General features: G+C 49.4%; 6 protein-coding genes. All 6 read right to left on the minus strand.

What is annotated here, in order from left to right; genetic code table 11:
• Window positions 1-10 precede the first annotated feature (10 nt).
• The 6 genes from ACXAFR_RS24535 to vgrG all read right to left on the minus strand — a co-directional run bounded on the left by ACXAFR_RS24535 (window position 11) and on the right by vgrG (window position 15464).
• Window positions 11-1828: a contractile injection system tape measure protein gene (locus ACXAFR_RS24535; protein WP_475182096.1), complete on the minus strand. Its 1818-nt coding sequence runs from the start codon at window positions 1826-1828 to the stop codon at window positions 11-13.
• A complete protein-coding gene (locus ACXAFR_RS24540; protein WP_475182099.1) occupies window positions 1825-8292 on the minus strand; it encodes a hypothetical protein in 6468 nt (2155 codons plus the stop codon). The genes ACXAFR_RS24535 and ACXAFR_RS24540 overlap by 4 nt, the downstream gene beginning before the upstream one ends.
• Entirely contained in the window at window positions 8292-12782 is a 4491-nt protein-coding gene (locus tag ACXAFR_RS24545; protein WP_475182101.1) for a hypothetical protein, read from the minus strand. Before ACXAFR_RS24545 ends, ACXAFR_RS24540 begins: the two co-directional genes overlap by 1 nt.
• Window positions 12783-12810: 28 nt before the next feature.
• Window positions 12811-13233 (minus strand): GPW/gp25 family protein, encoded by a 423-nt coding sequence (locus ACXAFR_RS24550; protein ID WP_475182103.1) that lies wholly within the window; start codon window positions 13231-13233, stop codon window positions 12811-12813.
• Window positions 13234-13383: 150 nt separating this feature from the next.
• Complete coding sequence (locus ACXAFR_RS24555) at window positions 13384-13674, minus strand: PAAR domain-containing protein (RefSeq protein WP_475182106.1); 291 nt, start codon at window positions 13672-13674, stop codon at window positions 13384-13386.
• Window positions 13675-13691: 17 nt separating this feature from the next.
• On the minus strand, window positions 13692-15464 hold the full coding sequence (vgrG, locus tag ACXAFR_RS24560; RefSeq protein WP_475182109.1) for a type VI secretion system tip protein VgrG: 1773 nt from the start codon (window positions 15462-15464) through the stop codon (window positions 13692-13694).

Genomic DNA, 15464 nt, shown 5'->3' on the forward strand with positions numbered 1-15464 from the left:
CCATTTGCCTCTACCAATCTATGTGCAGAAACTCATTCATCCACGGTAGCTTTACCATGCCAAGCCCCCAGCCATAGGGTAATTTGTTGAGCAGCAGATCCTGTGCTTTGCGTTCCACCAGGAGATGCCAGCCAGTTTCACGTTTTTCCAATTTTCCATCACGCAGCAAAAACATGTCTCGCAACCACTGGGCTGAGCATTGGCCCAAAGCGCCCCAGTGGCTGATCGCTGTCTCAATTAACGTTTCGGTTTCGGATCGCTCCGCTGCATTGACCTCTAAGCGGTGATCCAGCGGCCTATTAAGCGGCATGCCGCACAGGAACTTGGCGAGCACAAGCGAGTATTCGGGGGTACGTACCTCGCCAGTAGCCAGGTGATGCAGGAGATAAACCGCGCGCTGATGGCTGAGGTTATCGACAAACTCACCATCTTGGTAAAGGCCCAGATTCGTAAAAAATCTGAGTAAAAATGGATGAAACAGGATGATCCCTGCCGTCTTTACATAGAAACAGTCGCTGTCCTGCTGCGGTTCATTGTCAGGACTTGTATTAACACCTGTTGCGGGATCGGGCTTGCCCATTGTTTCCCAATAGCTCAGCGCCTCTGTTGCTGGTTCCGGTAAATTCGACTGCAACCTGTCAATGGCTTGCGTCAATTGCGGCCAATCAACGGTGTTAGACGCTGCTGACTCATCCAGGATGGGGCTGCTACCTAGCAGTGATTGCCAGGGACGCAGAACCGGCGAATGTATGGCCGCAGCCATCACATCAGTAAGATCGCCTTTTCCCTGCCAGTTGAGGATCTGCAGAAATAATGCTTCTACCACCAGTAGACGAATGCGGTCTGGCACAGGTCGCGTTGGCGCCGGCGTGCTGACAACCCCAGAGGCAGCGATCCGCCGCAGATCCGTGCTTTGCAGCAGCACGGCAACCATCTGCTGGCTCAAGCGGGTAGCGCCTACCGGGCGAGCAAAACCAGCAAAGAGTTTGCCCCAGAAAGTGTGACTAAGAAGAGCACTCGCTAAAGCCGCGGGATCTTCCGAATGGGTAGTCAAGCATTGCTCAATATGCGATTGCAGAGCGGTTTTAGTGCGAGCTGCCCCTTCCTCGGTCAATAAAGATGTGGCCAGCTCACATAGGACTTCGGCAATCGACTGCAGATGGGGCTGGCCGGTTCCGACAACTTGCACCCTTTCCACCAGAGACGTGTGGTGTTGAACTATCCGTTTGATCACCTGCTCTATAAGCTGCTTTAAATCGGAGTGTTTGGCCCCGCTTAGTCGCGCGAGAATCTGCATCAGCACTTCTGCGTCGTGCTGCAGCAGCAGGCGCTGAAGTGCCTGTGGCTGACGCGACAGTAAAAGGCGCAACCCTTTGACGGCGCTCTCTCGCTCTCCCAGCTCAGCCACAATCTGGCTCTGAAGCTCTGTAAAAGAATCCGGCAGCACTGCTGCAGCAGGCAGCGACCCGCGCTCCAAAAAATAGAGCCACAGCTCGAACTGGCCAGCAGCAAACGGTTGCACCTGTACGGAATTGACACTGCCCGCCAGGGCATCGGCGATGGCCACCTCCAACTGCACCACCAGGTTATCGACAAATTGGCGGGTTAACATCTGCTCCAGCGACCAGCGCCCCAAATCGATCTCAATATGATCAACCCGCAGTAACTGATCGGTCGGTACCAGACGATCAAACAACTGCTCAAATGCAGGAACCACTGACTGCCAATACTGCCTGCTGAGTGAATCCTGTACGCAATGTAAATCGGCTTGATCAATCGCGGCCCGGAGTTCAAATACCTGTCTGGCGATAAGGTGTCGGTTGCTCATAGCGACTCCCGACTGTCGGCTTCGCCATCCCGGACAGACTCGGGATTAACGGGCGACCGGGACGCGTCCTGCTCTTCGATTCGCCCCCAGAAGAGGTTATCCGGGGCTTGAATACAGTCGTCCAGTGCAAGCTCGCCCGGCTCAGAATCACAGCGGCATTGTTCACCCGTTGTTGTGGCATCGGTACATACAGGCTCATTGCGAAGCCCTGCAATCTGTTCAACCATATCGCACGCGCGCTCAGGGCCTGACTCGCCCGGACACAATACGTCAGGCTGTCGCAGAGAATCCAGCCAGGGTTTAAACGCCTGCTCAAATTCGGCCATCTGGCGCGGACCCAGCCAGACAATATTCAAACCAACCAACGCGGGGGCTTCCCGGTGCGACATCTGGCGGAAAACCTGCCTGGAGTTGCTGTTACGGAATCGCTCAGTCCAGCTCGGCAGTATCAGAGTTGCCCAGAATGAGTAGGGATCCAGACCTGGCACATAGGTTTGACGAGAGCCCGCTGCACTGGCTTGGTCCTGGTTTTCGCAGGGGTCGTTCAAATCGACAGGCTGCTGCCACTCCAACAGACACTCTTCCTCGGGACAGCTTGGCAGCTGACAATCGCCTTGATTTTTTGGCCGCAGCAGGAGGTGTTCGACCAGATGCATACCCTCATCCTGCATGCATGCCTGAGTGCGCTGCTCCGCGCGCCTGGCGCTGGCGCGATTCGGATGGCAGTGCGGATGCGACGCCAACTCCCGAGCAGGATCTATAACAGTGAAGGAATAAGTACCAATTGCCGCATCCTGCTCCTCATTGAAATTATTGGTATCAGATAACAACTCCAGTAAACGACAAAAGGCTCTCTCTGACTCAACGCGGGTTGCATAAGATTCGCAGCTCTCCAACATATACGTCCGGTTCTGATTTTCGCTGGACGAGGAGGATGCAGATCTATAGAACGGAGAACAGAAAGACCCGAAGGTCTCATCCCATAGTGCTGAGCTTTTAGGGTGGTAGAGCCTGAAAAAATAACGGTCTTCCCGTTCAAAAACTGGATAGCTCCTGGCACACTCAGCGAGCTCATCACGATCAACGGTATCTGTAACCTCCGCAGATTGGTCAGTGGCCTGTCGGTGAATACTGGCGATAAATTGATCGGCAAAGGGATCGAACAATTGCCAGTTCCCTTGCTCCGAATCAGAGCGCAGGTTGCGCTTATCGGTTGCCAACCAGATCCAACGGTAAGCGGCCTCAAGAGCATGCACGTCTGGCTCTTTATTAAATGTCTGCAGGCTCTGTAAAACATAGCCATTGCCCAGGGACACATGAATTACGTACTGAGTGCTCTGTGCTTCTACCGCTACGGTTTCGGCCTTTATAGTGAGTGGCGATACGCCAGCGGCCGTTTCGTCGGAAATTGGAGTACAAAGCCGATTTAACAATTCTGTAGACCACTCACCCAGGCTTTCGATATCCTCGTCGCGCTCCTGCGGTGAAAAGTATTCGCGCGTGGGTCTGGCCAGTCGGTAACCTGTCTCTACAACCATAAACCGGTAGCAATCGCCTTCGTGCTGAGATACAAACGCGGTTGCGGTCGTCGCGCTCTGTGCAAACTGACGCACACCGGTGACATTACATAACCCCCCTTCCGATTCATCACCCGTTTGGGGCGGGAAGTCTCCCCAGGCTTCGGCTTCTTCCTGATACTCGCTCGAACTTTCAGCGAGAATTTCCACCAGATGGTATCGAAAGACGCCTTCCTCACACACAACCCGGCAACTGTCGGTGTATTTCAGCAGGGTCAGGAACAGCTGGTAGGCCTCCTGGGCGAGTTGAAAACTGGCGAAATCCTCACTGCTGCGCCAAAGTCTGCGCTTACTGTTAGGATCGTTGCCTTGAAAATGTACACCGATAATGTCGGGGGTCAGCTTACCTTGCTGATCTTTTTTATAGCTATTGCGAAACGGATAATGCCTGGCAAGTTCGGTAGCGTTTTCGATGGTGATTGCCGTGGGCTTGACCGCCAGATGGGTTGCCGCCCGATCGCAGTCGTCACCTGAACTGTTCGAATAAACTTCACGATCGACGATAATTCGGTCTGCGCCATAGTTATCCGGATCGGTGGCCAGCTCGATCAATTTCAGCCAGTGTTTCTGACCGGCGTTTCTCGCCGCTTCCTCGGTCTCGTAACCCATGTGAGAAATCAGGGTCGGGCGGAGTTTGTCGTGCTCGTCTCGACTGCCAAGATACAACGCGAAATGGTGCAGCTTTTCCTTCGGATTTGGACAAATGACACGCAAGATATCGTGTCTCAGATCCCAGGCGGGATAATCACAGAGTGTTTCTCTGTCGCTCTCAGCCGCTTGCCGGTTGTTAAATTCCTCGCAGGACTTAGCGATCGGGTTATCGCGATCAAGTACCCGGTAAATCCAGTTAGGTGAACTACTTTCTGCGGTGGGATCGGACAATACATCCCGACGATAGGCTAGGAACTTTTCGATCTGATCACGCCTGTGTTCGTTATCGTCGATCAGAACTGCGTTAATCTCACTCTGAGTTTCAGGAAGGGTAACGCAAGCGACACCATCTAGTTCCTTTAATTCCATATTTGGCAACGCCGACACAAACTCAGAGTATCTGTCGCTGACCTCATCGTGAGAAAACTCCTGCTCGCTCTTTAGCACCAGCGGCTCATCTCCCTCCGTACCGTATAGCGGATAGACAAAGCGGAATTTATCCTCGGATTCGAGCGTCGCGATGGTATAGAGCAGGCGCACAGGCTCTGCCGCGGGATCGACCTCACGCAGTCGCAAAAGGCTCCGCTCAAAATCCTGCCTGGCAGCAGCTTCGTTATTGAAATTCTCGCCGGCTGCCGATTGCATCAACACACTTGCCTCCCGCGTCAGAGTCCAGCGGTAACGCCGGGGTTCTTCCCTGATCTCGAAAGGTGTCTCATATCCCTGCATTTTTTCCCGAATGATTTTGACCTGAGCTTTGCGCTCGTCCGCATCCGCAAAACGCCGCGTAACACCGAGAAAAGGCCCTCCCTTAACTCTCAAAAAAATACGAAAGTCGGGATTTTCTTCGCTGCCGGCCTCAAGATAATTATCTGCCTTGCGGGCTACCCCAAGGGCGTGAACAAGTGCCTGCAGTGCCTCCGGAATGGCGCGGTAAAGCAGTGTGCTCTTCATAATAGCCACTGGTGCTTCGGAGGATTCCTCTTCGACTGCGACTCGCCAACCGTAAGCCCTGTCCAGAATGTCAAACTCCGGGCGCGCTTCATTATCCGAGAAGGCTTGCTGGCAGGCTTCGATAAATTGCTCAGCGTTGGCTTTATCACAGCCATTCAATTCAGCGCTTGCCAGTGCGAAACCGTCCTCACTGTGCAGAGTTATTCGAGTGGCCGATTTGCCAGGTATCGCTGTCCTCTGATAGCGCTGTTCAAGTTTTCCATCGCTGCGGCAACGGCGCCACGCGTGCTCAGCCTCGGTTCGATGATTAAACGCATGCAGGCTTTCCAATTGCGGAAACTTCGGAGACGTTTTAAGAACCCACAAAACCGCATCTTGTTTCTGTGCGATCAACTCCCCGTAGTCACCATTTTGGACAAAGTCCGAGAATGCAGCTTCCCGGCTTGTAAATACCCCATCAGCCGAAACTGGGTTGGCTGTGTGGGAAAAATTACGATGCCACTTGTAGGTAATGATCGGATCGACGATGCACTGCATCTGCTCCTGATCGTAATACAGATGGATGGGTTGACCATCGATTTGTAGAGGCGTTTTTGAGTTAATCTCAACCAGCGCCATTGCATGGTTGCGCTTGATCTCTCCAATAAATTTGTTGAGGCCATTCCAAGCCGTTTTGTCGCTGACATAATCCTGTTTGGAGCTGATGTCGACGATATCCGCAACGTCTCTCAGGATCAGTGCGTAAACATAGCGAGAGGGCTCCAGGTTTGCTGCTGTTGCCACCCTGGAAAAAATCTGTCGTACACCCTGCGGGTCAAACTCACGGTAGCGTTTGCTAAGTTCAACGTAGTTTTGCGGATCGGCCAATTGCTCGATCATCCTGTTGCGGGCGTCGGCAAATTGTTCGCGGGTCGCAAAGCTGTCGATACTTGAAAACCAGCGCTGCCCCTGCGGATGGGTAAACTCGATGCGAAAGCGCTGCTCGACCTCGAACTTATTGAGGTAACGCCGCTGATAAGATGGCATCCCAGCGAGGAGTGACACCCGTTTTTCAAAACCGGAGACATTATCAGTGCCCCAGGATGACTGCAAATAGTTGTAGGCACGTCCGCGATCGCGGGTCAGTAAATCGATCTGGCTGAGATAGCGCGATTTATCTTCAACGGTCTGGGCATTTTGCTTCGCATTGGATAGCTCCGAGCCAAACCGTAACATCGCGTAATCAGTGAACTGAGTGGCAAATCTGGCTAATAGATGATTGAGAAAGGCGTCGCGGCGCTCAAGGTAGAGCTCAGGGGTTTCCACCAGGTGATTTAGATAGGCGCTGTAAGCGGTCGGGTCGTAGGCGAGATCAAACTGGTATGCCACCTTCCCAGCTGGGCCTCCATCGGGAAAGGCTCGGCGCACGTAGTAGTTTTCGAAGCCCGCAAGAAAGGCAGTAAAGTGTGCAGCTTCACGCGCTGCTTCCCGGCTTGGATAACGGCGGAAACTGATCAGCAGAGAATTGCAGACGCGATTGCCCCGTAAAATAAATAGATGGCCACTGGCGTCGCGCAACAATTCTGTTGAAAAGGCACTCTGTTGAAAATCCCGGGTCATTTGGCGGATTCGCAACTCCAGCTGTGCCTGTGATGGATCTGTGAGATGCGGCAGATCACCCGAGGCCGCTTCAGTACTGCCCGAGATTCGCAGTTCTGCTAACAGAGACAGCTTTAGCTCTGACAGCTTTTCAGACAGCATTTCGTTGTTGGCAACGGGCAGTGCTAGAATTTGCCCATCATCCAAGCCACCGACAGCTTCCTTCACCGACAGCTTATCCTGATCGGACATAGACTCAACGACTTGGCTAAAATAGCTTTGCCGATGTACCTCTGCCCTTTTTGATTCTTGCCGCAATGAAAAAAGTTGTGTGAAATTACCCAGCTGCGCCAGATAGTTGGCGAGTAATTGATCGTAAAACAGCAGATAGCCCTTCAGCTGCAAAGCCTGTACTTTTCTTTCCAGAGAAGCACTGCGTGGTAACCCGGCCGCCCCTACGCCATAGACCAAAGGAAGATCACTTTGGACAGAGAGATAGTCTGTCAATTCCGGTCGATAACGGCCCTGCGGTACTGGTAAATCCAGTTGATCAAGACCGCGACTCGGCTTACCACCGTGAATAAGACGACGGTGAATACGTCCCTTATCCAGGTTCAAGACACCTTGACTGGTTTGTAGTTGAATACAGGTTGCATCCAATGAAAACCTGGCAACATGGCCGGGGCGGATACATACTTCGCAGAGCATGCCGGCCTGATCTTGATCTGGTGTAACGGCACAATCCGGCAGGATAAATGAGAGTGCACGAACGGCGATTACTCCGTCTATCCGCAGGATCGACGCGCAGAGGTCGGATCCGTAAAGCTCATACCGATAAGGTAGTGCCAAGAGCTCTTCGGTATCGACAAAGCCCGCACTAGTCATGGGTTCCAGGCTGTGATTGAAAGGACGACCGGCGATAATTTCTTCTATCGACCTGCCTTTATCCAGTAGTTCTTTGAGGCTGTAATAGCGCAGTTCTGGCGAGATGTACTCCATCACCGCCCTTAGTATTGCCTCGTAGGTCACATTGGCCTCTACTCCCGCCTCGAGTTCCACTTCAGCACAGATCCCGAGCTCACAGGGCTCGAGCACAACGAGACTATTCATGTCCTCGCATAAATTGCGATGCGCGCACAGCCAGTTGGTAACTGCTGTCGTCAATTGTTTATTGTCGACATCCGCCTCGGGTTCGATCAAGACGCGATAACAGCCATTGAGAAACAGTTTATTTGATGATTCTCCTGAATCTGACAAGTGGCTACTGCTTAACTCAAAAACTTCAACGTTCTCAGGTTCCAGCCAGGCGTTGCGTACCCCCGGCAGATCCAGAAGTAACTTACGAAAATCTAACTCGGTAGTCGGATTGCAACTGAGTATTTCCAGCGGTGTAAAGAAATTATCGTGCCTCGGCCCTACAGAATCCTGAGATGAAGGAACCGGCTGATCCTGTGGAGTGGCAAGCAGATCAGTTAAAGGCAGTGTGGTGCGATAGCCAAGATCAATCAATGCGTAGCACAGGGCTTCAAGTAGCGTAATGCCTGGATCATGGGCGTTGTGGTCGGTCCAAATATTTCCCGATAATTCGCCGATATGCTTCAGGCCTTCGCGGCGCAACCATTGAAAATCGAAGTGTGGATGATCGCTAAACAGCGGATCTTCCTTCGCTATGGCGCGAGCCGAATTATTTCCCCCGGCAGCCATCAGCCTGCGCCACTCGATGTGCGTGGCTGATCTGGAACTACAAGATCATCATTGCCTGTGGTTAATTTCCGCAGTTCGCAACATTTCGGATCATGTAAGCTAGCCTGAATATTTGCCGGCGTGCAGGTGAGTATTGATCGAGCGGTTAAAGGTACAATCGTTTTTAGACCAGCGTGATCGAGAGATTGAACATCCGGTGGTGACCGGAAGTCATACAGTTGCATGCTCGTCACCTGGTCAATGTAGGCTAGCCCCTCGACATACCTGAGAACATCGGAGTAACTGACCTGCTGACCGAACGAGAGCTTGTCCGAATCGCCAAGATACCAGGGAGAGAGCAGCCGCCCCATATCAATTTTAAGCTGTTCAAGATAATAGTTCTTATCTACCCCAGGCTTGAGCTTAACGATGATATTCACGTGAATGGGCTCGTATCTCGGGTTCATTACCCGCACCCTGGCGAACATCGATAAGCGCGCTCGCAAAAACTCTTCGACCCTACCCAAAACGCTCCTCGGGGCTCTGGGCTGGAGCAGGTTTCCTGGGTCAAGTTTATTGAGATCGGGCACAACGGCGACGACTAAAAAACCCGGTGCCACTTCAAGATCACGCCGATACTGATTTGCGGAAAGACCTAAGGTATGACTGATACATTTACATTTAAACAGTTCGGGAAAGGCGTCCAGAACCAAATGTTCAATATCGAACGGATCCACACCGCGATCTTTATGACGCAGTAACTCACCCATACGCACAGGCGTTAGGCCCTCAGCTTCGGCGAGCCGACCACCGAAACTTTTGTATGGCTGGAGAACACTTTTTATAGCGAAATTAGGTTGTAGAGGCTTACCGACCTGCTCCGATGCCAGGGGACTGCCGACGCGGCTGAGATCGCTCCCCTCCTTTGGCGCATAAGTGGCCTGGGCCGCCTGTGCGTGCACACCCAGCAACTCGGCAACGCTCGCGACATTACGCTGTGCCGACACTTTCAGCCAAAACAGCGGCTTACCATCATCTGAAAGTGGCATAAGGCTGTTGTTACGATTGGAAAAATTGTCGGGTAAGGAGTTATCGACATTGGAAATATTTCCTGGCAAAGCAATCGTGACTACTCCTGAGCGAGTTAATTGCTCGGTTTCATCCTTTATCACTTCAAACCCAGGGCGCAGATCTTTCCAATTGTTATCCAGGAGGTAAGACCAGGATATATCAGCAGACTCTGATTCCGTATCCGCACTCGCCTCGGCAAACTGAAATAACAGATTGAGGTTGGCGTTTGGCCGCAGATTTTCGCAGCCAATAAACAGGCTGCCCTCGTCATTATGGGAAGGTAGCAACGTTGGAAAGTCTTCGAGATCTATGGCTACGCTTGGATCAAGATCGCACCAGCCGGTGGATTTAGAAGTCTCAGCAAATGGATATAGGTGTATCAATTCTACTTTTTCGGAGCGGGCTGAATAATCAATGCTTATTGTTTTTATCATCGGCGTGTACGGTTCCTTCGGTAACTTACCGGGGTCCTTAGGAATAGTACTGCGAAGCACAGAAATGCTATTAGTAGCATCACCGCTGTCACCATCACCAGGAAATCTAAATTCATACTCTATAGGCGATTCGTTTTCAATACTGGCTAATTCAACCATATACTGCCCCAGTACCATGGGGTATATTGCGTGTTGAAAACTTGCACCGCGTAAAGTCAAACTGAAAAAGGCATCACGTGAATCAATACTTTTGGGATTTAGTATTGAATCATCAAAGCGTTTGAACGTATGTTTGTATACGTTCGGCATGTCGGCTCTTGAAAAGCCATAGTGATGTGTGGAGCTTAGTGGGTCCGGATAGAGCTCGACTTCATCAAGAGGAAACCATTTTCCATCTTCGAGAATAGCGCGATCTATCTTAAACAAGTCATCCGAAATTTCGATATTAAGATTATTCTCGACTTCCAAATCTGCATATTTCTCATAAGAACTATAGTGTTCTTTAAAACCAACTACTGGCTTGTCTTTCCACTCTATATTTAGCGAGAACTCCTGCCAATTTTTACATAGCAGCTCCTTACACCCCACATAGAACTCTGAGTAGAGCTTTGGTCTGACACCGAATGGATAGATCAGACTATTGACGTCCTGTAGGCTCTCCTCGTTTTGAACAACCAGGTTCTTTACGCCATCGACGTAAACGCAGATATCAGTGTTTATTACATGTAAATGGCGCAAAAAGTGATATACACCAACAGGCATCTTCTCTTGCTGAATACGGTCCAAGCAACAAAGATCCTGCGACATACCATTATCACAGGACATCTCCAATCCAGTCTGAAGCTCAACTTTTACCATAGGAAATAGACAGTTGCTGACAAAGTTCTCAGTCAGCCTGTCTTCTTTATAAAACGCTATAGAAGGCTCTCCGGATTGTAGAAATGTTTCGAGACGTAAAGTTACGCTTGCCTCTTCGCCGTCCGGGTATTGAACCAAATATACCTTTACTTTCTCAGGAGAGAACCAACTTTTCTCACCACTAAAACTTATTTTTAGGTAATTTGATATATCGAGTAATCTTACTCCCTCTATCTTTTCCAGTTGATCTGCTACTTCTAGCAGCATATTCTCGGGGACTTGAAAATCGTCAGACGATTTATGCACCGCCTCAGAAAAATCAAACGTATCATTTTCCTCTATTATGAACTCTTGACCTTCATGGGTCTTCAGCCACTGAGAAAGAATTGAGAGCGTCGGGTCGAAAGCCTTAATAATATGCGTTTCTCCATCATCTTCCGTGATCACTCTCTCTTTTAAAAGACGTTGATCCCTCTCGGAATAATTAGAAAGGTAGTCTTCCCAACTCTGCTCTTGAACTTTCGATTGAATATTATTTCCTTTCTTCTTGCTACCAATTTGATCTTGCTGATCAAAGTTGAGTATTCTCGGAAACTCCAACTCCGATGCCTTTTTGAAATCACGCTTCAACAGGAGTAATGATTCATCAGAGAATGTCTTATCTTCCAGAAAATGACGCGCTGCTTCTGTAATTTTTAATATACTTCCTTCCGAAAATTCACCAAACGCCTGCTTAAAACAGTAGTCATACCAATCGTCGAATTCTTTGACTTTACAATCAATTCGGATCGATATCGCTCGATCTCCTTCGTTAAGCCAGAGCACTTGGGAAGCGAGAACAAAACCGCTACGACCGAACGGGTGCTGTGCCGGTTGACTCTCACCCGTTGGTATAAATTTACTCAGCTTTGCCCCAAGAGTTGGCCAGTTTTTGGAAGCTGTTTCCGTAAATGCTTCACCTTTACCGTCTGCTGAATCTGCCACCGGAGCAATATAAAGTTCGTGTATATGGCCCTTTGTCTCAACCTCTTCGCTAACGTCGGGTAGCCTTAACGATCGATCGAGGTATAACGTCTTGAGTGAAACCACAAGGGCCTTATCGACGATAATCTGATCGTCCAGACTAAATAGTATGTCGATGCTATTACTGTCTTTCGTGGCTTTGAATAATGTTCCTTGCTCAATCAAGTGTGTTGGCAAGTGTTTCGCGGTTTCAAAGATTAGATGGACTCGGTCCGGCATCAAATTTCGATGCCGCAGTTTTAGTACATGAATATAAAAGTAGTCGAGATGTTTCTGGGTCAGAGAGTTGAGATCACCCTGAAATTGCTTGAACAATCGTAAGAATGCAAATAGCAACCCCACGTGTGGCTCGTGACGTTTCTCAAAGAACGAAATGCTGTCTTCTAGGAAATGAGGCAATTTATCTGCAATTACTTGCTCGGCTTTCAGAAAACGTTTTGCATCCTCGTAGATCTCCTTTCCTAACCATCTGATAGCGCCATCTCTCCCCCCCGGAACATCGATGAAAGATACATCCGTCTGTAACGTTTCTTCAAAGGGAATTTCCCAGGGGGTTTCAATAAAGTTGGTAAAATCTAATTTATTGAATTGAAAGTAGGAAGCCGACCCATTACTGAGTTCTATAAAACGCCGCAGAGGTGGTAATAAGGTTGTCTTTATATGATGATCCAACAAAGCAGTCAGAGAATCGAAGCTATACTCTTGCACGCGTTGCTGAAAACGCTCAATAGGTTCAAAGAGATCAAAATAAACAAAATCTAGTAATAGGTATAAACTCGCTTCGCTAGGATCTCGATCTAATTCATCGCTAACCCTCTTCAGGTCAGTTTCGAGCTTGTTAAAATCTATCCTTGTGAAACGATTTAGGACAAATGGAAGGCTATCCTCAAAAAACGCGAGCCAATTGCTCAGCTCGACATATTGCTGACTTTTATCATCAATTTGTGCTGCGTAAAAGACCAACTGTCGTGCATATTGATGAATAAAATCCAGGATGTCTCCGATTGAGCGGCCATCGAGGGGCGCAGATTCGGGCCCAGACCGTATTATCACGTCTGAACGTTTGCGCTGACTTGTACCAAAGCGTTGTAGCAGCGGATGTTGAATTCTCGTCGGTTCCGTCATTACGGTATCTTAAATCCATTTAAGGTATTTAAATCGCCTGATCTGCTTCACGTAGATAATAGTCGTAAACATAGTTAAATCTGGAATTAGTTCCATCGATAATATAATCGATAGCAATCAGTAGTTTTCCTGCAAAAAACTGACTATCGTCGGACTCAGTGACCGATATTTTCTCCACAATTATTCTTGGCTCGTAAAACAATATAGAGCGCTTAATCATGTCGGTCAGAAAACCAATAAATGTGTTACTAAGAGGTTCGAACTGGTGATCGCGTAAATTACACCCGTAAAGTGGCTGCATAACTCGTTCACCAATACTGGTAGACAAAAGTATCCCTAAACTTTGTTCAATATCTTCACGATCACTCACCATCTCTACGCTGCGACTCAGCTTGTCAAATGCAGGAGGGAATGACCAACCAGTACCCAAAAATGAATCTTCGTTCGCCATTTTAAAATCCAATCAAATCTTTGAGCCAAAATTCTGGTACGCAGCAAATATTTAGAGACACGTAATAACGAATTCAAATCTCCAAAAAACTCGATTCACTAAACATTCAACAAGTTGGCATTAGAAGGGTAAGTACTAAATATGCCTTCTCTAACCACCTATAAGCACCGTTGGCACACCCTGAACTATGACGCCCCCATGCGCAGTCTGATCAAGCATGCGAGCCGCTGGTTTACCACCGATCAACACAGTCGTAGATCCCTTGACTATCGCATCAGGAGGGCCAACGCAGACACACATATCACCAACCACGGCCGCCGGTAAGCCGGCGATCAATACTGTTGGTACTGCTGGCCCAAGCACTGGACCACCGACATGGGGAACTGTGCCTGTAACCAACGGACAAACGTGATAATCAGTGACTCTGGCGGCTGGAGGCATTGAACTATCTAGCCTTTTTAATTGATCTTCACCAAGGTGCCTTTAACTTCAGCTATCCCTGAGGCCTCGAATTTCGATATTGCACCCTTTATCTCCATCGCTGCCTGCGCCTCTTGCTTAACTGAGGCAGCTTTGATCGACAGTTCTGCCGTAGCAGAGATCTCAAGATTGGCACCGGCGCTAATTTTAATATTGCCGGGACTGTCCATCGTGATTCCAGCAGGCTCCATAACTATCTGGTTGTTGTTCTGATCTTTCAAAGTGACAGAGGTCGTATTTTCGTCCAGGACAATGTGATTGCCAGCCGGGGTATCAATGGTAATGGTTTTCGTATCGTCATTAAAAAGCACCCGCATATTACTGCGGGTAAAAATGCCTTTTTCGTGATTGACATCTTCAGCGGTCAAGGGTGCCGGTTTAGCGATGCTGTGAAGCATACCTAGCACAATACAGTCACGAGGATCGTCATTTATAAATCCGACAACTACCTCATCATCAATTTCAGGACGAAAAAAGGTGCCGCGCTCTTGCCCTGCGTCCAGGCTGGCGACTCTAGCCCATATGCCGCGGGCTGAATTATCAACGATTGGTAGCCGAACCAAAATTCTGTCCTCACCTTCCGGATCGTCCTGCAGTTTGACTACTTTGCCAATCTGTAATCCCTGTACAGAAGGTAACAAACCGGCTGCTGGCACATCGACAATATCGGGAGAGCGCGAAAACCAATGTAGAGGTAAACCAAATTGCACGTGGGTGTCCCAGTCACCATTATCGATATCGTGACGCACAGCGCTGACGAAAGCCTTACCGTTAAAACGATCGCCGACCCCCTGCAATTCGATCATCTGACCGGGTTTAATACTAGAGAGCCCAAAAAACCGTGCTCTCCCGCAAATCTTTGCCAGTCGGCTTTTTAACATCGCGGCGTCTGTCCACGCCTGGAGTTCGGCCTCCAGGAGTTGACCACTGTGACGCAGTTCGTATTTTTGCAGGCCAATAGCGTCCGCCAATGTGTTGCCAGACAAGTTGCCGGGTTCACTGACTGGAGTTGAGTCGCTACTACGGGTGAACATATCCTGATTACTGTAATCCCAGCCCTGCGCTTCGACTGAATGCCACTGGGTCCTGGCATCCATTTCGGCATCAAACTCTAACAGAGTGGTACCATAGGCAACGCTGAGCGCAGCAGCAGCTTTGGTATCTGGCTTCTTCACCAAGACTTTGCCATCGTCTACGAGTACCAGACGGCCGTTTGCTTCAGCACGGGAAAGAAGAAAATCCCAATCAGTACAGTGATGCTGCACTAATTCGGCGTGTTGGAGATCCGTTGGCTCTATATCACTTGACAAACCTTGGTACTCGCTGACCAGGGCCTCCATGACATCACTATCTTTGCTGTCCTCAAAATATCGGTTATGTCTACCCACACTCATACGAACGCACTTATCTCGGCATTCGATGATCAGGTCACCCTCGCCGGAGGATCGGAGCTTAATTCTGTGCTTGATTACGATGCCATCGAACAAAGTGGCATTATTGCTATCACGGCCAACCTTAATCTGAATTGCATTTCCCGGTACAAAAGTCTCTGAACTGCTAGCAGCAAAGTCACCATCCGCTGCTTCGCCATCACGTAAGATTAAAGTCGCAGTCGGAATACGATTCACTTCCCAGCTTACAGAAATAGCGATAACCTGATAACTGTTATTGAGCACATTCCCTTCTACCACCACATCAAAGGTGACCATATTATGGGTGGCATCGTTAGGTAGGGTGGCAATCCGGTTCAT

It is taken from the genome of Pseudomaricurvus sp. ABR4_320 (assembly GCF_056159445.1).

What these genes read in the sequence shown, in the direction of transcription:
- ACXAFR_RS24535 (WP_475182096.1), bottom strand. Translation starts at nt 1,828, where the DNA reads ATGAGCAACCGACACCTTATCGCCAGACAGGTATTTGAACTCCGGGCC.
- ACXAFR_RS24540 (WP_475182099.1), bottom strand. Translation starts at nt 8,292, where the DNA reads ATGGCTGCCGGGGGAAATAATTCGGCTCGCGCCATAGCGAAGGAAGAT.
- ACXAFR_RS24545 (WP_475182101.1), bottom strand. Translation starts at nt 12,782, where the DNA reads ATGACGGAACCGACGAGAATTCAACATCCGCTGCTACAACGCTTTGGT.
- ACXAFR_RS24550 (WP_475182103.1), bottom strand. Translation starts at nt 13,233, where the DNA reads ATGGCGAACGAAGATTCATTTTTGGGTACTGGTTGGTCATTCCCTCCT.
- ACXAFR_RS24555 (WP_475182106.1), bottom strand. Translation starts at nt 13,674, where the DNA reads ATGCCTCCAGCCGCCAGAGTCACTGATTATCACGTTTGTCCGTTGGTT.
- vgrG (WP_475182109.1), bottom strand. Translation starts at nt 15,464, where the DNA reads ATGAACCGGATTGCCACCCTACCTAACGATGCCACCCATAATATGGTC.